This is a genomic window from Enterococcus sp. DIV0802b (assembly GCF_050543535.1).
In the GTDB taxonomy this organism is placed as follows: Bacteria; Bacillota; Bacilli; order Lactobacillales; family Enterococcaceae; genus Enterococcus_D; species Enterococcus_D entomosocium.
Map to the genome: position 1 here is coordinate 3,537,816 of NZ_CP172941.1, position 25,308 is coordinate 3,563,123.

General features: G+C 44.2%; 18 protein-coding genes. 6 read left to right on the forward strand and 12 right to left on the reverse strand.

Annotated features, from left to right (window positions below; genetic code table 11):
• The first annotated feature begins 188 nt into the window (after window positions 1–188).
• Window positions 189–1,604 carry a helix-turn-helix domain-containing protein gene (locus tag IGJ12_RS16530; protein ID WP_244732749.1) on the forward strand — a complete coding sequence of 472 codons (1,416 nt, stop codon included), beginning with the start codon at window positions 189–191 and terminating at the stop codon, window positions 1,602–1,604.
• A 65-nt stretch (window positions 1,605–1,669) separates the two neighbouring features.
• Here the strand turns inward: IGJ12_RS16530 and IGJ12_RS16535 are convergent, their stop codons facing one another.
• From IGJ12_RS16535 to rpoB, 8 genes are all read right to left on the reverse strand, one after another.
• Window positions 1,670–2,569, reverse strand: coding sequence for a ketose-bisphosphate aldolase (locus tag IGJ12_RS16535; protein ID WP_008381754.1), 900 nt, complete (start codon window positions 2,567–2,569; stop codon window positions 1,670–1,672).
• A 20-nt stretch (window positions 2,570–2,589) separates the two neighbouring features.
• Window positions 2,590–3,444 (reverse strand): class II fructose-bisphosphate aldolase, encoded by an 855-nt coding sequence (locus IGJ12_RS16540; RefSeq protein WP_008381753.1) that lies wholly within the window; start codon window positions 3,442–3,444, stop codon window positions 2,590–2,592.
• Window positions 3,445–3,461: 17 nt separating this feature from the next.
• Window positions 3,462–4,541, reverse strand: a complete 1,080-nt coding sequence (locus tag IGJ12_RS16545) for a PTS fructose transporter subunit IIC (RefSeq protein WP_430619217.1) — start codon at window positions 4,539–4,541, stop codon at window positions 3,462–3,464.
• A 46-nt stretch (window positions 4,542–4,587) separates the two neighbouring features.
• Window positions 4,588–4,902, reverse strand: a complete 315-nt coding sequence (locus IGJ12_RS16550) for a PTS fructose transporter subunit IIB (protein ID WP_005230357.1) — start codon at window positions 4,900–4,902, stop codon at window positions 4,588–4,590.
• A 16-nt stretch (window positions 4,903–4,918) separates the two neighbouring features.
• Complete coding sequence (locus IGJ12_RS16555) at window positions 4,919–5,416, reverse strand: PTS sugar transporter subunit IIA (protein WP_005230355.1); 498 nt, start codon at window positions 5,414–5,416, stop codon at window positions 4,919–4,921.
• A gap of 2 nt (window positions 5,417–5,418) precedes the next feature.
• Window positions 5,419–6,885: a BglG family transcription antiterminator gene (locus IGJ12_RS16560; protein WP_016612077.1), complete on the reverse strand. Its 1,467-nt coding sequence runs from the start codon at window positions 6,883–6,885 to the stop codon at window positions 5,419–5,421.
• A gap of 244 nt (window positions 6,886–7,129) precedes the next feature.
• Entirely contained in the window at window positions 7,130–10,780 is a 3,651-nt protein-coding gene (gene rpoC, locus IGJ12_RS16565) for a DNA-directed RNA polymerase subunit beta' (RefSeq protein WP_034871965.1), read from the reverse strand.
• Window positions 10,781–10,867: 87 nt separating this feature from the next.
• The gene (gene rpoB / locus IGJ12_RS16570; RefSeq protein ID WP_008381746.1) at window positions 10,868–14,485 is read right to left on the reverse strand and encodes a DNA-directed RNA polymerase subunit beta; all 3,618 of its coding nucleotides are present in this window, start codon (window positions 14,483–14,485) and stop codon (window positions 10,868–10,870) included.
• A gap of 433 nt (window positions 14,486–14,918) precedes the next feature.
• On the opposite strand from rpoB, the gene IGJ12_RS16575 reads away from it, so the two are divergent.
• A complete protein-coding gene (locus IGJ12_RS16575; RefSeq protein WP_430619218.1) occupies window positions 14,919–15,881 on the forward strand; it encodes a biotin--[acetyl-CoA-carboxylase] ligase in 963 nt (320 codons plus the stop codon).
• A gap of 276 nt (window positions 15,882–16,157) precedes the next feature.
• Here IGJ12_RS16575 and menA read toward each other — a convergent pair whose 3' ends face one another.
• From menA to pplA, 3 genes are all read right to left on the reverse strand, one after another.
• Entirely contained in the window at window positions 16,158–17,111 is a 954-nt protein-coding gene (gene menA / locus IGJ12_RS16580; protein WP_429946921.1) for a 1,4-dihydroxy-2-naphthoate polyprenyltransferase, read from the reverse strand.
• 12 nt (window positions 17,112–17,123) lie between these two features.
• A complete protein-coding gene (locus IGJ12_RS16585; RefSeq protein WP_005232994.1) occupies window positions 17,124–18,200 on the reverse strand; it encodes an FAD:protein FMN transferase in 1,077 nt (358 codons plus the stop codon).
• A gap of 262 nt (window positions 18,201–18,462) precedes the next feature.
• Entirely contained in the window at window positions 18,463–19,401 is a 939-nt protein-coding gene (gene pplA / locus IGJ12_RS16590; protein ID WP_061053492.1) for an extracellular electron transfer flavoprotein PplA, read from the reverse strand.
• A 270-nt stretch (window positions 19,402–19,671) separates the two neighbouring features.
• Here pplA and IGJ12_RS16595 point away from each other — a divergent pair, with 270 nt between their 5' ends.
• The 4 genes from IGJ12_RS16595 (at window position 19,672) to IGJ12_RS16610 (ending at window position 23,795) form a co-directional block, all read left to right on the forward strand.
• Window positions 19,672–21,612 carry an NAD(P)/FAD-dependent oxidoreductase gene (locus tag IGJ12_RS16595; protein ID WP_005232989.1) on the forward strand — a complete coding sequence of 647 codons (1,941 nt, stop codon included), beginning with the start codon at window positions 19,672–19,674 and terminating at the stop codon, window positions 21,610–21,612.
• Window positions 21,613–21,818: 206 nt separating this feature from the next.
• Window positions 21,819–22,226 carry a NusG domain II-containing protein gene (locus IGJ12_RS16600; protein ID WP_034878211.1) on the forward strand — a complete coding sequence of 136 codons (408 nt, stop codon included), beginning with the start codon at window positions 21,819–21,821 and terminating at the stop codon, window positions 22,224–22,226.
• Between the two features lie 10 nt (window positions 22,227–22,236).
• A complete protein-coding gene (locus IGJ12_RS16605) occupies window positions 22,237–22,797 on the forward strand; it encodes a Gx transporter family protein (protein WP_005232987.1) in 561 nt (186 codons plus the stop codon).
• 11 nt (window positions 22,798–22,808) lie between these two features.
• The gene (locus IGJ12_RS16610; protein ID WP_176257019.1) at window positions 22,809–23,795 is read left to right on the forward strand and encodes a polyprenyl synthetase family protein; all 987 of its coding nucleotides are present in this window, start codon (window positions 22,809–22,811) and stop codon (window positions 23,793–23,795) included.
• Between the two features lie 163 nt (window positions 23,796–23,958).
• Here the strand turns inward: IGJ12_RS16610 and gor are convergent, their stop codons facing one another.
• Window positions 23,959–25,305, reverse strand: a complete 1,347-nt coding sequence (gene gor, locus IGJ12_RS16615) for a glutathione-disulfide reductase (RefSeq protein WP_061053495.1) — start codon at window positions 25,303–25,305, stop codon at window positions 23,959–23,961.
• Window positions 25,306–25,308: the final 3 nt, after the last annotated feature.

Consider the following 25,308-nt stretch of genomic DNA (forward strand, 5'->3'; position numbering starts at 1 on the left):
TGCCTCCTTCCTAAGGTTCAATCATTTTGGTTTATGCTACTTTTATCAAACTTGTTACTACTATTCCACACTCCTATTTTCCCAAAATTTGGGGGTGGGATGTATTCAAAAAAAATACAGCACGCAATTTTTTTGAATACATGTAAAAACGTGATACTATTTACTTAAAAGGGGGCTCAGGGGGAATCATGTTACGGAAATTGTTATCATCTACGACACAAAAGAAACTACAGCTGATTGAGTATTTATTAGACGATCAAGGAACGAGTCTTCACGATTTGGCAGTAAAATTTTCCATTTCAATGTCTGCAGCGAAAACCTATATCGCGGAAATCGACAATGAATTTTCGTTTCTGGACTTACAATTTGACGATTATTCAGCTGTTCGCCTACACTTGCATCCCTTTGCTACTCGGCTAGACGTATACAGCCAGTTTTTGACACGCTCTTCTGCATTTCAATTATTGGAACTACTCTTCTCATCAAGTTTCACTAGTTATGATATGTTGGCTCTAGAATTAAATTTAAGCAAATCGTCGATCATTCGTTTGATCAAGAGGATCAACATGGTTCTGGCACCATATGATTTCTTCATCGCAACCAAACCTATCCAGTTAAAAGGAAATGAACACAACATTCGCCAGTTTTTTCTGATTTTTTTCTTAGAGAAGTACCAGTATGAATTTGTGGATGCCAACATCAACCAAGAACAGGATTTCTTGAAAATCGCCCGTATCATGGCGGCTGCGACGCCCTTAAAACTTTATTTTTCCGACATCAAAAAAATCGCTTTTGTGATCTATGTCAATACGAAGCGTGATCGCCTATACGCCTCCAACCCCAATGGAAACCACGTCGAATATTTCTTAGAGAAAATCGATTTGAGCGAATTTACCGGCTACAGTCGGGCCTACGTCGAGAAAATGGTCGGTTATGTCACGACCCACATTGGTCAAGACCCCGACGTCTTTCGCAAGACCAAACAAGAATTTTATCAAATGACCAAACATATATTTAAAAAGTACAACTATCATGAAGCCAACTTTGAAGAGAAACTCGACGCTGTGGTCTTTTCTTATTTTCTTGGGATCAACTTGCACGTTCCTTACTGCATCTTGGATGATCGCTTTGCTCGTTTTGTCAACAACTGTGATTTGGTCCAACAGGCAGTCAATCGAGACATCGTTCACCTTTTGACCCATTCAAATTTACCGATCATTCGACCAAGTACGATCAATTACCTGATTTATATTTTCCATATATCTTTCCCAAATTTCGCTAAAGAAATCATCGATGCCAATGCTGGCTTTCGCTTAGCTTTGTTTTATGATACGAATAGTTACCATACGGAATTTATCCAAACGAAAATCCAACAGTTTATTCCTTATCAGCTAACCATCACGATTTTAAATCCTCTGGACTCGTTTTCTCTGACCAAACTGGACGAGACGTATGATTTGATCATCGGCAATCTGACCCCCTCCTGCAGAAAAAACTTGTTTCATTATGCAGACATCAACCTGACTTCGAATGACTTGGCGTTTATCGCTCGGCAGGTTCAGGAAAAGGGGATTCATATGCTGCAAGAAAAGAATGCACAATAAAAAAACACCCTTGAAAAGCCGCAATTTAGCGATTTTCGAGGGTGTTTCCATTATTTGTTTGCTGTTTAGTTTTGTTCACTACGCCATGGCTGGATATTTTGCTGGCGATACAGAGCTGCTTTCCCAATTGCATTGAAGAGGGACATTTTTTGCGTAACCACTGTTTTGGCTGCCTCAATGCATTCTGGGTAAATAGCATTTGGATCCCATAATTCTGTTTCAGCTAAAATTTGACGGCATTTTTTGTAAAAGGCGTATTTATAATCAGAGGAGATATTTACTTTTTGGATACCGATTGCCACTGCCTGAGCGATTTCTTCATCGGGATTGGCCGATCCGCCATGCAACACCAATGGGATATCGACACGATCTTTGATTTCTTGTAAGACATCCATTTTTAATTCCGGTTTGATATCTTTCGGATAAATACCATGGGCAGTTCCAATCGCAACTGCCAGAGTGTCAATGCCTGTCTTCTCAATGAATTCTTGTGCATCTTCTGGACGAGTATAAATCACTTCGGAGACGCCCCCTTCAACGGAGGTTCCGGTATTACCGATCGTTCCCAGCTCGCCTTCGACAGAAACCCCAATCGGATGGCAAATCTCGGTAATCTGTTTTGTCAGAGCAATATTTTCTTCAAAAGGCAGCAACGACCCATCAATCATCACTGAGCTGAACCCGCAATGGATCGCCCGCATGATACTCGCCAGACTGTCGCCATGATCCATATGGATCACGATCGGCACAGAACTGTTTTTCGCTCTGGAAACTGCATAGTGGAAAAATTCATCCTTTGTAAAGGCCAATTCTGTTGGGTGGATCGCAATGATGGCTGGTGCATCGTTTTCTTCCGCTGCTTCGATAACGACGCGTAAGAAGTTACTGTCTGCGACGTTAAAGGCACCAACGGCAAATTGATTTTCTTTGGCAACGGTCAGTAATTGTTTCATATTGATCAACATATAAGTGTGCTCCAATCTTTTTAAAGTGATTTGTTTTTTGATCCAGATAATTCGATATACTCTTTGACGACTGCTTTTCCTGCTTCGATGGTTTGGTGGACCAGGGTCGGATAATCGCTTTCCGGACAAGCATTCAGCTGTTGGTGCAGGGCATTTCTCTGGGCTTTCATAAAATCAGCCCCTACATTGATCTTATTGATCCCTAATGCCACGGAACGCAAGATATTTTCACTGCCGGCTCCCGAGCCGCCATGCAAAACCAGCGGTAGGTCAGTGGCTTCTTTGATTGTTTGAACGATGTCAAAGCGAAATGCCGGGCGATATCCTGCTGGATAATCCCCATGACTGGAGCCGTAAGAAAGGGCGAGACAGTCGACCCCGGTTGCTCGAATAAAATGGATGGCTTCCTCTGGATCGGTATACATCCCATCGCTAGTAAACTGATCCCCAGCCACTGCTCCCATGTCCCCAACTTCTGCTTCGACACTTGCATTATAGGCTTGCGCAAACTGTACGATCTCTTTGGTGATGGCGATGTTTTTTTCTAAAGGATGCATAGAGGCATCCATCATGACGCTTGAGAACCCTTCATGGAGACATTGTTTGACGAAGGCGATATCCTGTCCGTGATCCAGATTGATGGCAACCTCCACATTGGCATTTTCCGCCATTCGAATGATCGGCTGGGTTAAGTAACGATGATCTAGATGGGTCTTTAAATGGTCTTGCAGCAAATCCACGATGATGGGTGCATGTGATTCTGCAGCGGCATCGATCACTGCTTTAGCGGTTTCCAGGTTGAAACAATTGATGGCCATAACCGCATAGTTTTCTCGATTGGCTTTTTGCAGCATCTCTTTCATTGATACATACATCTTCTTCGCTCCTTTTTTTAGGAAATTTCAATCGACGAAAAGTCAATGTCTTCTTCCTCTTCCATGATCGGCATTTCCACGGGTGCCTTTTTCAATGCAAACAGCAAAACACCGGTGATGGCAGAACCAATCAGGAGTGCGATGGTAAATTTCAGTGGATCCGTCATGGCAGGAATGATGAAGACCCCACCAGATGGCACTGGTGAACCGACGCCCCAAACCATGCTTAGACCACCGCCGACGGCTGCTCCGACCGTACAAGAAAAAATGACGCGAAACGGGTCGACGGCAGCGATCGGGATCACTCCTTCTGTAATCATACAAAGGCCCATTGGAAAAGCGATCTTGATGTTGTCTTCTTCTTCCGTAGAATATTTGGGCCGGCGTAAGAGACGAGAGAGGCCCCAAGAGATCGTAACACCAAAGGGAGGCACCATTGAGGCTAAAATTTTCACGGCTTCGGGTTCTTGAATGCCTTCCAGTAATAGACCATCAGCAAATAGCGAGGCGACTTTGTTGACGGGTCCGCCAAAATCAAAGGCAGCCATGCCACCGACAATCGCGCCAAATAAGAAATTCCCCGAGCCTTGCAGATTCGTTAAGAAAGTAGTCAACGCCTCCGTAGCCCACACGATCGGTACACCGATGACGAAGAACATCAAAGCACCGACGATCAGTGTCGACAAGACCGGTACGATCATCATTGGCATCAGACCTTGTGCCCAACGTGGTACTTTAAGGTTTTTTACTAAGAATAAGACCAGATAACCTGCGAGATAGCCTCCTAACATTCCCCCTAAAAAGCCTGCGCCAATCGCATTGGCAATCAGTCCCATAAAGAGTCCCGGAGCGATTCCTGGACGATCGGCAATGGAATAGGCGATTGCGGCAGCGATCACTGGCGCCAGCAGCCCCATCCCTAAAACGCCCAGCGAGACCAGTGCATCCGGGATCGTATAGGCAGCATCGTAATTTTCAATGACCGTGCCGTTGGCAAGATTGCCGATAGCGATCAAAAGTCCAGCTGTTACAACGACCGGCAGCATATACGAGATGGCGGTTAAGGCATGTTTTTTCAACTGCAGCTGTTTCATCATTTGTTTCATCCCCCTTTAAATTTGAATTGTCGGAACATTTATTGATTCATCCCTGATTTAATTTTTCTTCAATCGTTTCAAGCAAACGCTTAGGCGCTTTGATCACCATACTAGTTGGAATTTCTACTATTCGCTTGCCTTCAAAGCGGTCTCTGCCGCCGATTTTAATATCTGCCGCAATAATGACAACATCAGCTGCCTGAATAGCTGCTTCCGTCAATTCACTTTCTGTCCCGATGGTTCCTTGGGTTTCGATATGGACTTCATGACCAAGTTCTTTCGCAGCTGTTTCGATTTTTTGCTTAGCAATATACGTATGAGCGATTCCTGAAGTACAAGCAGCTACACCAACGATTTTCATCTCTTCTCCCCCTTTCTTAGTTTTCTGCCATTGGATCTTTTGCAAGCAAGGCCATCATTTGATCCTTGGTCCCTGACGCAACGAGACGATCAATAAACGATTCATCCGCTAGTAGCATCGCTACCTTTTGCAGCAGCTTGATATGCATCGTATTGGCATCGGTATTTTTGACTGCAAACAAGATAATTACTTGAACGGGCGCTTCATCGATGGACTCCCATTCAAGCGGACGCTTGGTTTTTCCGATCACTAAAGAAGTCTTTTTCACACTGTCTGACTTTCCATGTGGGATTGCTAAGCCATGTCCGATACCGGTCATTCCTTCCGTTTCTCGGGCAAAGACATCTTGGGTGAACCCTGCTAAATCGGTAATTATCTGGTTTTCATATAAAAGTTCAGACAGTTCAGTGATCGCTTCTTCTTTTGAATTCGCTTCCATTTCCATCTTGATAAGATTGGGATTGATTACATCTGCGATGCTGAACGTTTGGATCGTTTGGCTTTCGTTTTTCATCTTTACATCTCTCCTAATAGTTGTTTGACTCGCTTTTCATCCTGTTTGGTAAATACCGAATTGACTAAAATCGTCGGCACCTTCGTTTCTACTGGCAAATTAATGGTGGTTAAGATCAGATCGATATCCTGGTAGTCTTGCGCATGCTTTCGATACATCCGAGCGGAAAGCACATCCACGATATCCAACTCTGGAAATGCCCGTTGGACTTTGACTTTCAGCAGTTCAGAGGTCCCTACGCCGCTGCTGCACATGATTAAGACTCGCTGTCTGCGCCGACGAATGACTTTAAATTTCACAAAATACAGAACCAAGAAACCAATCTCGTCTTCCGATATGGGATTCGTTCCATAGGTTTGCTCCACTTCCTTGCTGACTTGTGCCACTTGCTCAAAAATCCTTGGGTACTCTAGTTGAATGTCATTTAGCAGCCCATTTTTCACGATGATTTTATTTTTTAGCCGATAGAGCATCGGCTGGATATGGCAAAGTAGATTGGTCTTGTCTGTTTGCTGGTTCAATTTGATACCCAGTGCTTTTTCCATCCGCTTAGTAAAAAACTCCGTGATTTCGCTGGCTTCTTTTGTCAGATTGGTCATTGCCAAGGGTTTGTTTTCCACTCTGGAAGACACTAGATACTGGTAGAGATAAAATACCTCACTTTCTGGTAGCTCCGTCACGAGATAGGCATTGATTTTTTCAATCACTTGTTTGGCAATTTGATAAAACTCTTGGTGCTGTTCAATCAAATGCTGTTCTTCCTCATCTAAACCCTCAATTATCTCTTCGCGGTCAATTTCTCCTTCTCTCATTCGTAAAATCAGAATATACAGATGCGAGAAAATATTCATATTGTAAGGATACGCAATACTGTTCGCGAGTTTTCGCTCAATGAATTCAAGAATGGAGGTAATAAAGTTGATATCAAAGGCATTGATGGGATATTTTTGCGCGACCATTTCTTCATTCCACACATGGTTTTTCGTAAAGAGATCACTGACACAGCGACGGATATTTTTTTCGGTACCAATCACTGCAATTCTCTTATCGGATCGGATCAACTGGAGTTCAAAGTACTGAAAATATTCCGAAAGACGATTGATATCACTACTTATCACTGCTTCACTCAAATAGTAAGGGGCGAACAGCTCTTTGATCATTAATCGCTTTGGTGATTTAAACAATACATGCAGTGCAATCGCATGACGCCGCTCAAGCGGCTCATCATGTTGATCCGTTTCTTGATTTTCAATCGTGCCTTTGAGATACGCTTCATAATCCAAACAAAATCCTTTGCCGATTTCAGACCGAATGATTTCTGAACCAGCAGCCTCATTGATCCGCTTGATCGTCCGATAAATGGTTTTTGTTGAAACCTTAGCAGCTGTGGCTAGTTCATTAGCGGTCAAATTCATCCCCTGTATCATAAACTGCTCAATCAAACGTGTTTCTCTCTTGCTCAGCTTCATACTGTCTCCCTCCGTATCTTTACTATAGCCTTCTTTGGCTCTAGTAATTCTTAATCGATGTCCACTGATTTGGACATTTTAAAAATAACGCTTTCATCAATCGTCCCAAATGCCCCTTTTCTAGGATGAAAGAAGGGCGCATTCATTTTCGTGATATTTCCTTTTGCTAAACAAAAAAAGCTTGCCATTCCGAAGAATGACAAGCTTTTCCGTCACACTGAGTCAATCAGGTGCTGGGCATTGATTAGTTTTGGCTATTCAATGCGTCTTCAGCAGCCATTTGTGCTTCGATGTCTGAGATGCTGTAGACATTTTCGCTGGCAACTGTTACTTCTTTTGGTTCCATTTCACGGTAACGAGGCATACCAGTACCAGCTGGGATGATCTTACCGATGATAACATTTTCTTTCAATCCAAGAAGTGGATCTTTCTTGCCGCGAATCGCTGCATCGGTCAACACACGAGTGGTTTCTTGGAAGGACGCAGCAGACAAGAAGCTGTTGGTTTCCAAGGATGCTTTCGTGATCCCTAGTAGGACTGGACGGCTAGTTGCAGGAACGCCGCCGGCTACCAATGTGTCGTAGTTGCGGTCTTTAAAGTCGGCGATATCCAACAATGTTCCTGGCAAGATGCCTGAATCACCTGGATCCATGACGCGGACTTTACGCAGCATTTGACGAACCATTACTTCGATATGTTTGTCGCCGATTTCTACCCCTTGCATCCGGTAAACGCGTTGAACTTCTCGTAATAGGTAGTTTTCAACAGACAAGACATCGCGAACTTGTAACAGTTGTTTTGGATCGATCGATCCTTCCGTCAATGGCGCACCACGATGGATAAAGTCGCCTTCTGCTACTTTCATCCGGGCAGTATAAGGAACGGTATACGTACGCGTATCGGTTTCCCCTTTGATAGTCACTTCTTTGGTCCGAGTTGAAGGGTCTTCTGAGATATCGATGACTTCTCCGGTAACTTCGGTAATGACCGCTTGTCCTTTCGGATTACGGGCTTCAAAGATTTCTTGGACACGAGGGAGACCTTGCGTGATATCGTCTCCGGCAACCCCGCCGGTATGGAAGGTACGCATGGTCAACTGAGTACCAGGTTCACCGATTGATTGGGCAGCGATGGTACCGACTGCTTCCCCAACTTCAACTTCAGAACCAGTAGCTAAGTTGCGGCCATAACAATGTTTACATACACCATGTTTGGTGTTACATGTAAAGACAGAGCGAATGGATACTGTTTCGATACCAGCGTCCACGATGGCTTTAGCTAAATCTTCAGTGATCAATTCATTGACCCCTAGAAGGACTTCGCCAGTTTCAGGATGGATCACTGATTTACGTGTGTAACGTCCAATCAAACGTTCTTCTAAGGATTCGATGATCTCGTTTCCTTCGCGAATTGCTTGAATGTCTAAACCACGGTCAGTACCACAATCGTCTTCACGGATGATAACATCTTGGGCAACGTCAACGAGACGACGTGTCAAGTAACCGGAATCGGCTGTTTTCAAGGCGGTATCGGTCATCCCTTTACGGGCACCATGGGTCGAGATAAACATTTCTAAGACAGATAGACCTTCACGGAAGTTTGAGATGATCGGCAATTCCATGATTCGTCCGTTAGGCGCGGCCATCAATCCACGCATCCCAGCAAGCTGAGTAAAGTTGGAGATGTTACCACGGGCACCGGAATCAGACATCATGAAGATTGGGTTTTTCGCTTCCAATGATTCCATCAGTTTTAACTGAATTTCATCTTTGGCTGCATTCCAAACGCCAATAACTCGTTCATAACGCTCGTCATCGGTAATCAATCCACGACGGAATTGTTTCGTGATCGTTTCTACTTGCTTGTGGGCATTGTCGATGATTTCATGTTTTTCGTGCAAGTTCATGATATCAGCGATACCAACGGTGATACCCGCCATTGTTGAGTGGCTGTATCCTAAGTCTTTCATGCGGTCAAGCATGCGTGACGTTTCAGTGATGCGGAAACGTTTGAAGACTTCTGAAATGATGTTTCCTAAGTTTTTCTTCTTGAATGGGCCAACAAGCTCTTGTTCTTTGATGAAGGCAGGCACATCTGTACCAGCTTCAATAAAGTACTTGTCTGGTGTTTGAACCGTCAAGTTGTAGTCTGTCGGTTCGTTCAAGAATGGGAATTCTGGTGGCATGATCGAGTTAAAGATCACTTTACCCACCGTTGTTACCATCAAGCGTTGTTTTTGTTCAGACGTGAATGGTTTGTCCCCTAAAGTGTTTGGATTGATGGCGATCCGTGTGTGTAAATGCACGTAGCCATTGCGCCATGCCGTAACTGCTTCGTCCATGTCACGGAAGATCATGCCTTCCCCTTCACGGCCTTCTTCTTCCATCGTCAAGTAGTAGTTCCCTAGGACCATATCCTGAGATGGTGTTACAACTGGTTTTCCGTCTTTTGGATTCAAAATGTTTTGGGCTGCTAACATCAGCATACGTGCTTCTGCTTGCGCTTCTTCGTTCAATGGTACGTGAACGGCCATTTGGTCTCCATCGAAATCGGCATTGTAGGCTTCACAAACAAGTGGGTGCAAACGAATGGCACGGCCTTCAACTAAGACGGGTTCAAATGCTTGGATACCTAATCTGTGAAGCGTAGGTGCCCGGTTCAATAGCACTGGATGTTCTCTGATGACATCTTCTAAGACATCCCAAACTTCGTCTTCTTGACGTTCGATTTTGCGTTTGGCATTTTTGATGTTTGACGCGATTTCACGAGAAACAAGTTCCCGCATCACGAATGGTTTGAACAATTCGATCGCCATTTCTTTTGGCAGACCACATTGGTACATTTTAAGGAATGGACCAACGACGATAACTGAACGACCTGAGTAGTCGACCCGTTTTCCTAGCAAGTTTTGACGGAAACGACCTTGTTTCCCTTTCAACATGTGAGAAAGAGATTTCAATGGGCGGTTCCCTGGTCCTGCAACTGGACGGCCGCGACGACCGTTATCGATCAAGGCATCAACTGCTTCTTGCAGCATCCGTTTTTCATTTTGAACGATGATGTTTGGTGCATTCAAATCTAACAAGCGTTTCAAACGGTTGTTACGGTTGATTACACGACGATACAAGTCGTTCAAGTCACTTGTGGCAAAACGTCCACCTTCTAATTGCACCATTGGACGCAAATCAGGCGGGATAACTGGGATAACGTCCATGACCATCCAGCTTGGTTTGTTTCCTGAAGCACGGAATGCTTCTAAGATATCCAAACGGCGGATCGCACGGGTCCGTTTTTGACCAGTCGCGTTTTTCAATTCTTCTTTTAATTCAGCAACTTCGCCTTCAAGATCAACGCCATCTAATAATTGTTTGATGGCTTCGGCACCCATTGCTGCTGAAAATTCTTGACCGTATTGGTCACGTTTTTCACGGTATTCCCGTTCAGTCAATAGTTGTTTTTTCTCAAGGCTGGTGTTTCCTGGTTCAATCACTACGTATGAAGCAAAGTAGATGATTTCTTCCAATGCACGTGGGCTCATGTCTAAGACAAGACCCATCCGTGAAGGAATGCCTTTGAAGTACCAAATGTGTGATACTGGTGCTGCTAGTTCAATGTGTCCCATGCGTTCACGACGCACTTTTGAACGTGTTACTTCCACGCCGCAACGGTCACAAACGATGCCTTTATAGCGGATCCGTTTGTATTTGCCGCAAGCACATTCCCAGTCTTTGGTTGGACCGAAAATACGCTCGTCAAACAACCCTTCGCGTTCAGGTTTTAACGTACGGTAGTTAATGGTTTCTGGTTTTTTTACTTCACCATAAGACCAGCTTCTGATTTTTTCAGGAGAAGCCAAACCGATTTGCATACTTTCGAATTTATTTACATCGATCAAAAAAGGTTCCCTCCATTTCATTTCATGGACATATCCGATAGAACGGGGGCTGTTTCCGCTAGTGGCGGAAATAGCGAGGGCCGTCTATTATTGCAAGCGATCTTCTGCTGTCTCGATTTGTTGGTTCAACGCGTCGGCGGCATTTTTAGCTTCTGTTTGTGCTTTTTGTTCTAATTCACGGGCTGTTTGTTGCTCCGCAAATTTTGTTAAGGCATCAACGGTGATCAAATCATCATCGTCATCATCCATATCACGTAGTTCGATCTCTGCATCATCGATATCTAGGACACGCATGTCTAGACCCAGTGATTGCAATTCTTTTACTAATACGCGGAATGATTCTGGTACACCTGGTTTTGGAATTGGTTCCCCTTTGACGATCGCTTCGTATGTTTTCACACGACCAACCACGTCATCTGATTTGTAGGTCAAGATTTCTTGTAAGGTGTAAGCAGCACCGTATGCTTCCAGTGCCCAAACTTCCATCTCTCCGAAACGTTGTCCACCAAATTGGGCTTTTCCTCCCAATGGTTGTTGCGTAACCAATGAGTAAGGTCCAATGGAACGGGCATGCAATTTATCATCGACCATGTGGGCCAATTTGATCATGTACATGACACCAACGGAGATGCGGCCATCAAATGGTTCGCCGGTACGTCCGTCGTAAAGCACTGTTTTGGCATCGCTGGCCATTCCTGCTTCAGCAACCGTTGCCCAAACATCTTCATCGCTGGCTCCATCAAAGACTGGTGTTGCCACGTGAATGCCTAATTGACGCGCAGCCATTCCTAAATGTAACTCTAATACTTGTCCAATGTTCATCCGAGAAGGTACCCCTAATGGGTTCAGCATGATATCGACTGGTGTGCCATCTGGTAAGAAAGGCATGTCTTCTTCTGGCATAATGCGAGAAACGACCCCTTTGTTTCCGTGACGTCCGGCCATTTTATCCCCTTCATGGATTTTCCGTTTTTGAACGATATAAACGCGAACCAGCATGTTCACACCTGGTGACAATTCATCGCCAGCTTCGCGGGTAAAGATTTTGACATCGTGGACGATTCCGCCGCCGCCGTGAGGCACGCGTAGAGAAGTGTCACGCACTTCGCGGGCTTTTTCACCAAAGATTGCGTGCAACAAACGCTCTTCTGCTGAAAGTTCCGTTACCCCTTTTGGAGTGACTTTCCCAACAAGCAGATCGCCATCTTTGACTTCCGCACCAATGCGGATAATGCCCATTTCGTCTAGGTCTTTCAACGCGTCTTCCCCAACGTTCGGGATTTCGCGAGTGATTTCTTCAGGTCCTAATTTTGTGTCGCGGGCTTCTGATTCATATTCTTCAATATGGACAGAAGTGTAAACATCATCTTTCACCAAACGACGGCTCATGATGATGGCATCTTCATAGTTGTACCCTTCCCAAGTCATGAATGCGACTAAGACGTTTTGTCCTAATGCCATTTCACCTTGTTCCATAGATGGGCCATCTGCTAAGATGTCGCCTTTTTCCACTTTTTCACCAAGTGCCACTAATGGACGTTGGTTGTAGCTGGTTCCTGAGTTTGAACGACGGAATTTGGTAACAGAATAAACGTCTAATGCGCCATTGTCACGACGAACGCGCACTTCGGCTGCATCCACGTATTCTACGATTCCATCATGTTTACATAACAAAGCAGCTCCTGAGTCATGTGCTGATTTGTATTCCATACCAGTACCAACCCAAGGTGCTTTCGGATTGATCAATGGTACAGCTTGCCGCTGCATGTTGGCACCCATCAAGGCACGGTTGGAGTCATCGTTTTCCAAGAAAGGAATACATGCGGTTGCGACTGCGACTACTTGTTTTGGTGATACGTCCATGTAGTCGACTTTATCGATCGATACTTCCAAGTTTTCAGAAGTAGCACGCGCCATAACAACGTCGTTTACGAAAGAGCCGTCTTCATTTAACAAGCTGTTTGCTTGGGCCACAACGTAGTGGTCTTCGGTATCGGCAGTCAAGTAATCGATCTTGTCTGTAACACGGCCTGTTTCACGGTCAACTCGACGGTATGGGGTTTCAATGAAGCCATACTTGTTGACTTTGGCATAAGAGGCCAAGCTGTTGATCAACCCGATGTTTGGTCCCTCAGGCGTTTCGATCGGACACATACGGCCATAGTGGGAATAGTGAACGTCTCGGACTTCATAGCCGGCCCGATCACGCGTCAAACCACCAGGTCCTAAGGCAGATAGACGACGTTTATGGGTCAACTCACCCAGTGGGTTTGTTTGGTCCATGAACTGTGACAACTGAGAAGAACCAAAGAATTCTTTGATACTTGCGACAACTGGACGAATATTGATCAATTGTTGCGGTGTCAAGGTTTCGGTGTCTTGGATCGACATCCGTTCACGAACGACACGTTCCATCCGAGCAAGCCCGATCCGGAATTGGTTTTGCAATAATTCACCAACAGAACGAATCCGACGGTTTCCTAAGTGGTCGATGTCATCGACATTGCCGATGCCTTCCATCAAGTTGAAGAAGTAGCTCATTGAAGCAATGATATCTGCTGGACGAACGGTACGTGTGGCAGTATCTGGATAGCCATTACCGATCACGTTGACTTCTTGTTCTGGATCTTTTGGTGAAAAGACTTTGATGACTTGGACCGTCATTGGTTCGGTAACGACCCCATCTTCTGATGGATAGTACGTTACACTGTTTAGGCCATTATCGATAAATGCGCCTAGTGTTTCCATGACTTGGTGAGTCAAAACAGTGCCTTTTTCAACAATGATCTCGCCTGTTTCAGGGTCAACCAAGGTTTCTGCTAAGGTCAAGTTCAATAGACGTGTTTTCAAGTCTAATTTTTTGTTTACTTTGTAACGACCAACATTTGCTAAGTCGTAACGTTTTGGATCGAAGAAACGTGCGTTCAGCAAGCTGCGTGAGCTGTCTGCTGTTTTTGGCTCGCCTGGACGAAGACGTTCGTAAACATCTTTCAATCCTTCTTCGGTACGAGAATCGCTTGCGTTTTTATGCAAGTCTTTTTCGATCGTGTTGCGCAATGATTCACTGTCGCCGAAAATTTCAAAGATCGTGTCATCAGAACCAAACCCTAGGGCACGGACTAAGACCGTCAAAGGAATTTTACGGGTACGGTCAATCCGTACGTAAGAGATATCTTTGGCATCAGTTTCCATTTCTAACCACGCACCGCGGTTAGGGATAACAGTTGAACCAAAGCCTTCTTTTCCGTTTTTATCGACTTTGCCATGGAAATATACACCCGGAGAGCGGACCAACTGAGAAACGATAACCCGTTCTGCCCCGTTGATGATAAAGGTTCCTTGTTCAGTCATTAATGGGAAGTCACCAAAGAATACTTCTTGGGATTTGATTTCCCCAGTTTCACGGTTCGTCAAACGCAAAGTAACATGTAATGGTGCCGAATAGTTTGCATCATGGGCACGGGCTTCTTCTACTGTATACTTTGGTTCTTTCAATTCATAATCCACAAATTCTAGGGACAAGTTACCGTTGAATCCTTCGATTGGCAAAATATCTTCAAACATTTCTCTTAGGCCCTCATCTAGGAACCATTGGTAAGAGTCGGTTTGAATTTCAATCAAATTCGGTAATTCTAATACTTCACTGATCCGTGCGAAACTTCTACGTTCGCGATGCTTTCCGTATTTTACTACGTGTCCAGCCAAGCTCTTCACCTCTTCATAAAGTCTTTCAAAAAGGCTATCCGATTATTTACAAAACTGTAACAAATATTAAATATAGGTTACAGAAAGCATTTTTTGCGGCTTTTAGGCAAAAAAAAACCAAAAATAGAACGGATGCATTGGGCATTTTCTACTTTTGTTTCCTTATTCCTAAGCCGAAACGGACAATATTTCGTTTCTGCTTTTTTCGTTCAGATAGTTTTTGCAACTCCTTATTATACAGATGAAGCACTTCTCTGTCAAGCTTTCATTGGAAGTTACAATGCTTTTCTGGCGCACCCATTTCCTAAGATTTTCTAAAGAAAAAAACAAGGCTGGTGTGGACGGTTTTTCGTAAGAAACTACTTTGCTTTTTGCCGATTTCTTGCTATGCTAACGAAAACGTTACACGTGAAACATTAGGAAGGATATCCTTATGACGACAAAAGAAAAAATACTGACCTTATTACAAAAAGAAGATACTGTGCTATCTGGAGAGAAACTGGCCCAAGCTTTGTCGATCTCTCGTACCGCAGTCTGGAAAGCCATTAAAGAACTCGAGAAAGAAGGCTATCATTTCGAACACTTGGCCAACGGCTATCGCTTTGTCTCGGATGATCGATACGATCAAGCAGCACTTGCGGCAGCCTTGCCGATGATTCCCACGATTCAAATCAAGGAAGCTGTTGAATCCACCATGAAAGAAGCCAAGATTGCCGCTTTGGATAGTGGACTGGCAACCCCCGCCCTTTTTTTGACCGAAACGCAAACAGGCGGTCATGGCCGCTTCGAACGACCGTTTTTCTCACCGAAAAAACAAGGGATCTATATGAGCTTGCTTTTAAAACCAAACCAAGCGTTTCAAGAATTGCCGCAATATACCGTTCTGGCGGCGGTAGCAGTTGCCGAAGCCATCGATGCCCTTCTAATGAAGGAAACGGCCATTAAGTGGGTCAACGATCTGTACTTAGATGGAAAAAAAATCTGCGGTATTTTGTCTGAAGCAACCAGTGACTTTGAGACAGGCCGTATTACTTCGGTTGTGATCGGTATCGGCATCAGTTTTTCAATTCCGCAACAGCAGTTTCCAGCAGAGATTCGGGAAAAAGCGACCTCACTCTTTCCTGGTGAAGAGTATCCAACCTTTTCTCGGGTCGCGTTGATCCAAGAAATTTGGCGTCGGTTCTTCCAATTGTTAGCGCAACTGCCTGACATGGATTATATGGCCCGCTATCGGCAAAAATCCTTCGTTTTGGGCCGCACCGTTCAATTTACACAACAAGGTGTGACCTATGAAGGAATCGCCCAAGACATTACCAACACCGGTGAATTAGTGGTGGACACAGCGACGGAGCGCAAGGTGCTTTCTTCTGGAGAAATCAGTTTGGAGCGGTATTGATGCTGCTTTCGTAGGTAACCAGTCACAGCAAGCGTAAACACAAACACTCCATAAACAGACCTGCTTATTCCGAGGGGTTAAATAAAAAGCAACCTAGGCAGCTCCCAAACAAACTTTACTGCTACGATCAATTCCGCAGAGAAAGCGAGCCTCATCTTTTCATACTAAGTAGGATGCTTGTTCTTTTATCATGTCTTTTCTACAGTTTTTATGCGCTATTTCATTCCCCACATAAAAAAGATCGACCTGCTCTTTCAAGAGCGGGTCGATCTTTTTTTAAAGCAATTGCCACAACAGACAGAAAAGCAAGCCTAAGGCATAGCTGCTGTTGAATAAAATCATGTTCTTAATCGAATAGCCGAAACTACGTGGGTGGGGCAGGCTGGCTTGATGCTCTTTCAAATTTTGGTGGATTTTCGGTAGTGTCAGAAACACGAGCAAAATCGGCCATTGGAAGAGACCAAACAAGAAGCCCAATAAAATAGCGGCGTAGGAAGCTAGCATCATTCCTTGAAACAGACGGATACCTGCTTCACGACCGATGTAGTACACCAGTGTGTAGCGGTGATTTTCGATATCGGCTTCCAGATCCCGTAAGTTATTGGCTAACATGATGTCAGCAATCGTGAAAATCAATGGCAAGGATGCCAACACAATCGCACAAACGGCCCAGAGGTTCCCCACTAAGCCAAAGGTCCCGTTCGCAAAATCCAGTGCCAGATAAAAAACTTTTTGATCAATAGTATTGATATAGATCGTGATGGCAAAAATCCCTAATCCCATCGTTACGCCGCTGAACACCTCGCCTAAAGGCATCCGCGATAACGGAATCGGGCCAAAGGTATAAAAGACCCCGATAAAACAAACCACCAGCCCCATCACTAGCAGCAACCAGCCAGTGACAAACGACAAGTAAAGACCAATTAACAAGGTTCCTGCCAGCATCGCAAAAATCAGATTGCGAACAGTAGCTTCTGAGATGTTTTCTCGCCCGATCACATTGTGCTGGTATTTGTAGGTTTCTGATTTGGCTTTTTTGAAATCCATATAATTGTTGATGGAAGTCGTCGTCAAATCAAACAGCAACATCCCCAGAAAAAAGATTGCGGTATTCAAAGGATGAAATTCATGAAAATACACCAACGAGAACAACACACCCATAATGAAGGGGAAGACACTGGCCACTTTGGTACGGATCTCCACTACTTCTAAAAACACTGAAAGAGACATCTTTCACTCCTCCTATTCTAAATCCGCACGATCACCCATCGTGTAGCCTGATTCCTCTGAAAGTTCAAAGGTATCTTTGATACCGTCGGTTACATACACTTTATCTTCTTTTGTGATAAAGATCGCATCGGTCCCCTTTTCGGTATGCTGTTCGATATAAGCCAAGCCTTCTTTGACCCCTTTATCAAACGCCACCGTAGTCAACCCGTCACCATCGATGGATTTGTCGGTGATCACAGTTACACTTGCTACATCGCTATCGTAAGGATAGCCAGTCTCAGAATCAAAAATATGGTGATACGTTTTGCCGTCTACTTCTAAGTAGCGTTCGTAGATCCCTGAAGTAACTACTGTTTTATTGGTTTCTTTGATACTACCGATAATCGAGCCGCGAGATTTGTTCGGGTCTTGGATTCCGACATTCCATGGCTCATCTGTGCCGCGGTTACTATGACCTAACACATAGACATTCCCGCCCAAATCGACGATCGCGGAAGTCACGCCATTGTCCTTCAATACTTTGACGACTTCGTCCGTGATATAGCCTTTAGCGATCGCCCCAAGGTCAAGGATCATGTCCTTGTCTTTTAAATAAACGGTTTGATCTTCATCGTTAAACTCGACTTGTTCATAATTGATATGTTTCAATGCTTCATCGATCTCAGATTGCTCTGGCTTGCGGGCATCATCAAAGCCGATTCGCCATAATTGGGTGATGGCACCGATGGCCATATTAAAGCCGCCTTCTGATCTCACACTGTAATCGTAAGCTTCTTTTAGCAAATAATAAATATCATCCGAAACCTTCACTGGTTTGATGCCAGCTTGCGCATTGATTTCATCGATCTCTGATCCTGCTTGGTTGATGGTGATTTTATCGCCTAATTCTCTGATGCGGTCAAAGGCTGGCTTCATAGCGTCCTCTTTGCCTTCATCATAAATGCGGATTCGAGTATAAGTGCCTAATAAAAATTCTTCTTGAAAATATGGTTCTTCCCGCAGCGTCGTTGCTTCCTGATTACTGCCACAAGCTGCCAACATTGTGCCTAAAAAAACAAACATCAGAAAAAACGTTACTTTCTTTTTCATGATTTTCCTCTTTTCTATTGTCTTCAACCTTCATATAATAGCCTTTTTTTGGCAGAATGAAAAGGGGCATTCCGTGATTCCGCAACGTATTTTAGGAATCCTTAATCGAACTTTTTCTTCTTTGTAAAAAACAGTTCTTTTAAAAAAAACTTCCCGCCAGATTGCTTCCTTTTGCACGAACTTGCTTTTATGACCTTGCTGCCCACGAAAAAAAGACAGCACTCAAAGCGAATGCTGTCCTCTTCATTCAAAAAAGTTGTGATTATTCAGTAACGAAGTTATCGACTTCAATGGTTGTTTGGTCACCTTTTTCAGCTGCATTCAACAATTGTTGTGCATAGATAACAAAGCTGTGGAAGCTGTGGGTTGCACCAGAAACGACGTCCATGTCTGCCACAGAACCATCTTCAGCATTGACTGCAGAAACAAAAGCTTCATTGAAGTTTGGAATGAATTCTTCTGGACCAGTACCAGATTTTGCTTCCATGTTTTCATTGTATTCTGTATCATCTTTTTTCGACTCGCCGGCTTCGTTTAGGTAGTCGTAGTTTGATTCAGAGATTTTGCCGTCAGCCACAGTCATTGAGAAGACCACGCGGTAACCGTTTGAGTAGTTCTTTTCTTCTAATGTATAGGTTCCGTCTTGCAAGTCTGCACCGTTGTCGATTTCAATGGTATCCGTGTTGCCTGCTTGCGCCGCTTGGATCAATTGTTGTGCATAGTTTTGGAAGGAATCAAAGGAATGAGTCGCGCCAGAAACTACTTCGATTGAAGAAGGGCTTTGTGCGGCAACTAATTCTTCATTGAATTTAGGAATAAATTCTTCTGGACTGATGCCTGCTTTTTCTTTCATCGTTTCATTGTATTCAGTGTTTTCTGTTTTTGATTCGCCATCAGCATTCACGTTGTCATATTTTGATTCAACGATTTTGCCGTCTTTGACTGTGATCTCAAATGTGACACGGTAGTCGTTTTTATAGTTCTTTTCTTCTAAACGATACGTCCCATCTTGCATTGGCTCGCCCGCAACAATGGTTGCTTCCGTGCTTTCTGTTGATGCTGAATCGCTTGCAGAAGTTTGTGATGTACTTTCACTAGTTGACGAAGAAGCTGTGTTATTGTCATCTGCTCCGCAACCCCCTAACAACATTGCTGAGAATGAAAATACCGCCATACCTACAATCAATTTCTTTGCTTTCATAATTATCCACCTTTTACTTGTTTATTTTCCCCACAAAAAAGTTTGTGATACATCTAACATTGTAAAGTAAATTTACGATATGTCAACCGCTTCCTTTCCGCTTTTTTACGGAAAAAGGACTTAATTTTTGATTTTCGCAAGTTTTCACGAATTTCAGGAAATATGCGTTTTTTTCATCAGAATCGTTAGACAAATGAACCATTTGTCTATATAATAGGAACGATTGTGTAATTATTATCATAGATTATTTTTATTAAGGAGAGATTTGCAATGGCAAAGAAAAACATTGTCGTTGTCGGTGCCGGTTATGCAGGCGTTTCTGCTACGAAGTACATGGCAAAGAAATTGAAAAAAGACAATGATGTTGAGATAACATTGATCGACCGTCACTCTTATCATACGATGATGACTGAACTGCATGAAGTCGCTGGAGGACGTGTAGAACCTACCGCAATTCAATATGACTTGCAGCGCTTGTTCTCACGCAAGAAAAATGTTCGTTTAGTAACCGATACAGTAACTGGGATCGATAAAGAAAATAAAACCGTCCAAACAAAATTAGGTAGCTATTCATTTGACTACTTGATTTTAGGGATGGGTGGCGAACCGAATGACTTTGGTACACCTGGTGTTAAAGAAAACGGCTTTACTTTATGGTCATTTGACGATGCTGTCCGTATTCGCGAACACATTGAAAAAACTGTCGCAAAAGCAGCGATCGAACCAGATGCAGCATTACGCAAAGCAATGTTGACCTTTGTCGTTTGTGGTTCTGGATTTACCGGGATCGAAATGATCGGTGAACTGATCGATTGGAAAGATCGTTTAGCTTCCGATTATAAATTGGACCCAAGTGAAATCAGCTTGAAAGTCGTTGAAGCAATGCCAACGATCTTGAACATGCTTGATCGTAACGATGCAGCCAAAGCAGAACGCTACTTGAAGAAAAACAATGTTGATCTTGTCTTGAATGCACCAATCGTTGAAGTGGCACCTGACCACATCAAACTAAAAGATGGTTCAACGATCCCAACCCACACATTGATCTGGACTGCCGGTGTCAAAGGAACTAGCGATGCTGCTGATTTCGGTTTAGAAACAGCCCGTGGTTTCCGTCTAGTTGCCAATGAGTACATGGAAGCAAAAGGCTACGAAGACAAAAACATCTATATTATTGGTGACTTGGTTTACTTCGAAGAATTCCCGAATACACCAACACCACAAATCGTGCAAGCAGCTGAACAAACAGGTCACACTGCAGCAACGAACATCGTTGCAGCCATCAAAGGCGGCGAAAAACATAAATTCAAAGGAAACTACCAAGGATTTATGGTTTCGATCGGTGCCAAATGGGGCGTGGCGAACTTATTCAATAAGATTCACCTGAGCGGTTTCTTAGCGATCATTATGAAACACATCGTTAACTTGAAATACTTCTTTGATATTCGTTCTGGTTACTACATGTTCCAATACTTGATGCATGAAATCTTCCACATCAAAGATGACCGGACAGTCGCTCGTGGTCACACGTCTCGTTACGGTAACGTCTTGTGGAGTGTTCCGCTTCGTATTTTCTATGGTCTTGTCTGGTTCGTTGAAGCCTTCAAGAAAATTTTAGGTACGAATGGGGAAGTCTTCAAACCTGGTACTTGGTTCGGTGAAGGTTCTTGGTTCCAAGGCAACAGCGTATTCCCTTGGACTTGGGAATATCAAACAGTCGCTGATGCAGCAAGTGGTGCTAGTGAAGCAGCCGATGCAGCAAGTGCCGCTAGTGGCGCCGGTGAAGCAGCCGATGCAGCGACACAAGCCGCACACTTTGGTTTGAGCTATGCTTACGGTGAACAACCAATGATCGTGATCGAAAAATCACCTGACTGGTTCACAAAAGTTATGCAATTTATTATGCCAAACAACGACGTTGCAATGTTCTTCCAAAAATTCATGGTCTTCTTTGAAATTGCTTTAGCTCTTGCATTGATGGCTGGTCTCTTCACTTGGTTAGTGAACGCAACGACCATCGTTTTAGTGTTGACTTTCTGTATGTCTGGTATGTTCTACTGGGTAAACATCTGGTTCATTCCAGTTGCGTTTGCCTTGATGAACGGTTCAGGACGCGCAGTCGGTTTAGATCGTTGGGTAATCCCATGGTTGCAACGTACCCTTGGAAAATGGTGGTACGGTACCCCTCGCTCCTTATATGGCAATAAATAAGCCAGCAAAATAGAATACCTGTACGACTTCATGAGACTAAGACATTCTGATTTTCAATCAGTGTCTTGGTCTCTTTCCAAGTACAGAACTTTTTCTTGATCGTCCTTGCACAGAAATCGGTGGATTATTGAGGATTCAGCTAGTAGAATCTTGTCTTCTTATGCTAGAATGAGACACATCACATGAAAGAACAGGAGTCTTTTTTGATGAAACTAAAAGAATTTATCCGCGATGCGCATTTAAAACCATGGGATGGCGTCATCATACTTGTTTTGATCCTCAGCTCTTTTTTACCGATTTTTATTTTTGGCCAGACGCAAACGGCTGAGAAAGAAGCCGTCTTGCGGGTCGATGGGACAGAAATCAAACGTTTTGACTTAGTTGAAGGTCAAAAAACGTACACCTATCTTTATGAAGATGAAGACGGGGATACCAATTTACTGGAGATCGAAGGCGATCGGATCCGAATCAAGGAAGCTGATTGCGGCGACCAGATTTGTGTGCGCCGTGGCTGGGCCAGTAAAAATGGGGAAACCATCGTCTGTCTACCTCATAAATTGGTGATCGAAATCCAAGCCGCAGATGGGAGTGAGACCGACGATCTAATCTATTGATCGTTTGCTTATGAGTCGATTACAACGAATAATTTTCATCTCACTGCTGGTCGCCCAAGGGGTCGTGATTGGTTTAGTTGAAAATATGATCCCTTATCCATTTGCCTTTGCGCCTGGTGCGAAACTAGGTTTGGCAAATTTAATTACCATTATTGCTTTGTTCACCATGCCGAAAAAAGACAGTTTTCTCTTGATTTGGCTAAGACTGATTTTAACGACGTTACTAGGAGGAACGGTTTCGACCTTCTTATATAGTATGAGTGGTTCCTTACTGAGCTACTTTGGGATGTCTTTGGTGAAACAGTTGGGGCCTAAGCGTGTCAGTATCATCGGCATTAGTGCGGCTGGCGGTTTCTTGCACAACGTCGGACAGTTGATCACCGCCTCATGGATCGCTCAATCCTGGAGCGTGATGCTCTACTTGCCGGTCCTGTCTTTCTTTGGGATCTTGTCCGGGATCGCTATCGGGATCGCCGCCAACTACTTGCTGCGTCGTGTTGAAACACTGCGCCGTTTTCAAATTGATTATGAACGCCAGACCAAAGTCAAATGGCGCTCGGATTCAGAATAAAGGAGTTAATTATGAAACTTCATTCCATGTGGCAAGAGTATCCAGCACTGCAAGCTGACTTATCTGCCTCCTTGCAATTGATGGAAAAATCATTAAAACTAAAAAACAAAGAGGTCGAACAAGCGATCCTGTCCATGATCCATTCAGGTGGGAAACTGCTGCGTCCTGCTTATCAGCTGCTCTTTTCTGCTTATGGCAGTGACAAAGATCGCGAAAAAGCCGTCGCATTGGCGGCTTCGATCGAGATGCTCCACACTGCTTCGCTGATTCACGACGATATCGTCGATCATGCGGACACCCGACGCAAGCTGCCGACCATTCGTTCCGAATTTGGCAACGATGTCGCTGTCTATGCTGGTGATTACCTCTTTGTCTGCTGCTTTAAATTGATGGCGGATTATGCCAGCTCCATGAAAAGCTTGCAGATGAATTCCCGTAGTATGGAAAAAATCCTGGCCGGCGAATTAGGACAAATGAGCAAACGATACGATTTGTCCGTCACTATCGAGGATTACTTAGAAAACATTCGCGGCAAAACCGCTGAGTTGTTTGCTTTAAGCTGCTTCATCGGGGCTTACGAAAGCGGTACTTCTTTGCGCTTTGCCAATCAAGCCCGTGAGATCGGCGAAGCCATTGGCCTTGCCTTTCAAATCATGGATGACGTCTTGGATTACAGTCAAGATGCGACTGCCTTAGGAAAACCAGTATTGGAAGATGTTCGGCAAGGCGTCTATTCTTTGCCGCTGTTGATGGCATTGAAAAATGACCGCCAACAACTGTTGCCACTGCTGGAAAAACAAGCTGCCATGACTGAGGCGGATACCCATGAAGTCTATCGGATCGTCCAAGAAAGCGCCGGGATTGACGAAGCCAAGAAACTCGCTGCCGACTACACGAAAAAAGCTTTGCAAGCGATCCAGAAATTGCCTGAGACCAAAGATGAAACCAAAACATATCTTTATCAGATCACTGCTCAGATCCTTGGGCGTCAGAACTGATCAAGGATCTAGGATAAACCCAGCAGCTGGGATCATACTGAAATAAGCCCCCAAGGTTCGATTTCTGATCTACTTTTGGGGACTTTTTAGTTGATAGCTAGAATTTTATACGCAAAAAAAGCCTCAACGGACAAATCATCTGTCCGTTGAGGCTTTTTTTCTTTTAACGCATCGTCACAAATTCTTCTGACCCCGTCGGATGAATGGCAACGGTTTGATCAAAGTCTGCTTTTGTAGCACCCATTTTGATGGCTACAGCGAAGCCTTGCAGCATTTCATCGACACCGATCCCGATGCCGTGCAGACCGATGATTTTTTCTTCTTCTCCTAAGCACACCAATTTCATCTCACATTTTTGGCGATACTCATTTAAAGCAAAGTACATCGGTGTAAAGCGCGAACGATACACCTTTATCTGCTCTTGGCCGTATTTTGCCAAGGCTGCTTCTTCGGATAAACCAATCGTGGCAATCGGTGGATGCGTAAAGATGACCGTCGGTACTAAGTGATAATCCAAGTACGCATCGCTTTGACCGTTGAACAAGCGCTCAGACAAGCGACGACCGGCGGCGATCGCAACCGGGGTCAAATCCAATTTTCCAATGACATCGCCCACTGCAAAAATCGTGTCAGCCGTAGTAGTTTGATATTTGTCCACAATGATAAACCCTTTTTCATCCAATTGGACATCGGTGTTTTCTAGACCTAACTTATCCGTATTCGGCACACGACCACCAGCAAAAAGGACGCAATCGCCGGTCAAGGTTTCACCATTTTCAAAGTGAACGATATACTCGTCACCTTCTTTAATGATACGAGAGGCAACGTAGCCTGCATAAGTTTCGATCCCTGATTCTTGGTACATCTCCACAAGATTATCCGCAAGCATTTTGTCAAAGGTTCGTAATGGCCGCTCTTTGCGGTACGCCCAAGCCACTTGGCTGCCCAGCTGTTGGCTGACACCGCTGATTTCGGCTGCGATGTAGCCTGCCCCTAAGACGACCATACGCTTTGGTGCTTCTCGCAACGCAAAAAAACCATTCGAGTCAATGGCGTACTCACCACCGGGAATATTCATAGCGCTGGGTTTTCCACCGGTGGCAATCAAAATATTTGCTGCATGGTAGTTTTCCCCATTGACGGTAACCGTGTGGTTATCCACAAACTGTGCATAACCGTGGATAACTTCTACATTATTGCTATCTAAGCCTTTTTGATAGGCTGTGTGTAAAAAATCAATGTATTTTTCACGGTTATCCACAAGCTCAGTGAAATTAAATTTATCCACATGTGGATAAATACCGTAGCTAGTTGCGTCCCGCTTGATCATTTCTAACATCTCACTGGCTTGCCACATGACTTTTTTCGGCACACAGCCGACATTGACACAGGTGCCGCCTAATTCATTGCCTTCGATCAATAATACTTTGGCACCGTGCATTCCTGCTCGATTGGCTGAGGCGATCCCGCCGCTGCCGCCGCCAATTACTATGTAGTCGTATGTTTCCATATT

What these genes read in the sequence shown, in the direction of transcription:
- IGJ12_RS16530 (WP_244732749.1), top strand. Translation starts at nt 189, where the DNA reads ATGTTACGGAAATTGTTATCATCTACGACACAAAAGAAACTACAGCTG.
- IGJ12_RS16535 (WP_008381754.1), bottom strand. Translation starts at nt 2,569, where the DNA reads ATGTTGATCAATATGAAACAATTACTGACCGTTGCCAAAGAAAATCAA.
- IGJ12_RS16540 (WP_008381753.1), bottom strand. Translation starts at nt 3,444, where the DNA reads ATGTATGTATCAATGAAAGAGATGCTGCAAAAAGCCAATCGAGAAAAC.
- IGJ12_RS16545 (WP_430619217.1), bottom strand. Translation starts at nt 4,541, where the DNA reads ATGATGAAACAGCTGCAGTTGAAAAAACATGCCTTAACCGCCATCTCG.
- IGJ12_RS16550 (WP_005230357.1), bottom strand. Translation starts at nt 4,902, where the DNA reads ATGAAAATCGTTGGTGTAGCTGCTTGTACTTCAGGAATCGCTCATACG.
- IGJ12_RS16555 (WP_005230355.1), bottom strand. Translation starts at nt 5,416, where the DNA reads ATGAAAAACGAAAGCCAAACGATCCAAACGTTCAGCATCGCAGATGTA.
- IGJ12_RS16560 (WP_016612077.1), bottom strand. Translation starts at nt 6,885, where the DNA reads ATGAAGCTGAGCAAGAGAGAAACACGTTTGATTGAGCAGTTTATGATA.
- IGJ12_RS16575 (WP_430619218.1), top strand. Translation starts at nt 14,919, where the DNA reads ATGACGACAAAAGAAAAAATACTGACCTTATTACAAAAAGAAGATACT.
- menA (WP_429946921.1), bottom strand. Translation starts at nt 17,111, where the DNA reads ATGTCTCTTTCAGTGTTTTTAGAAGTAGTGGAGATCCGTACCAAAGTG.
- IGJ12_RS16585 (WP_005232994.1), bottom strand. Translation starts at nt 18,200, where the DNA reads ATGAAAAAGAAAGTAACGTTTTTTCTGATGTTTGTTTTTTTAGGCACA.
- pplA (WP_061053492.1), bottom strand. Translation starts at nt 19,401, where the DNA reads ATGAAAGCAAAGAAATTGATTGTAGGTATGGCGGTATTTTCATTCTCA.
- IGJ12_RS16595 (WP_005232989.1), top strand. Translation starts at nt 19,672, where the DNA reads ATGGCAAAGAAAAACATTGTCGTTGTCGGTGCCGGTTATGCAGGCGTT.
- IGJ12_RS16600 (WP_034878211.1), top strand. Translation starts at nt 21,819, where the DNA reads ATGAAACTAAAAGAATTTATCCGCGATGCGCATTTAAAACCATGGGAT.
- IGJ12_RS16605 (WP_005232987.1), top strand. Translation starts at nt 22,237, where the DNA reads ATGAGTCGATTACAACGAATAATTTTCATCTCACTGCTGGTCGCCCAA.
- IGJ12_RS16610 (WP_176257019.1), top strand. Translation starts at nt 22,809, where the DNA reads ATGAAACTTCATTCCATGTGGCAAGAGTATCCAGCACTGCAAGCTGAC.
- gor (WP_061053495.1), bottom strand. Translation starts at nt 25,305, where the DNA reads ATGGAAACATACGACTACATAGTAATTGGCGGCGGCAGCGGCGGGATC.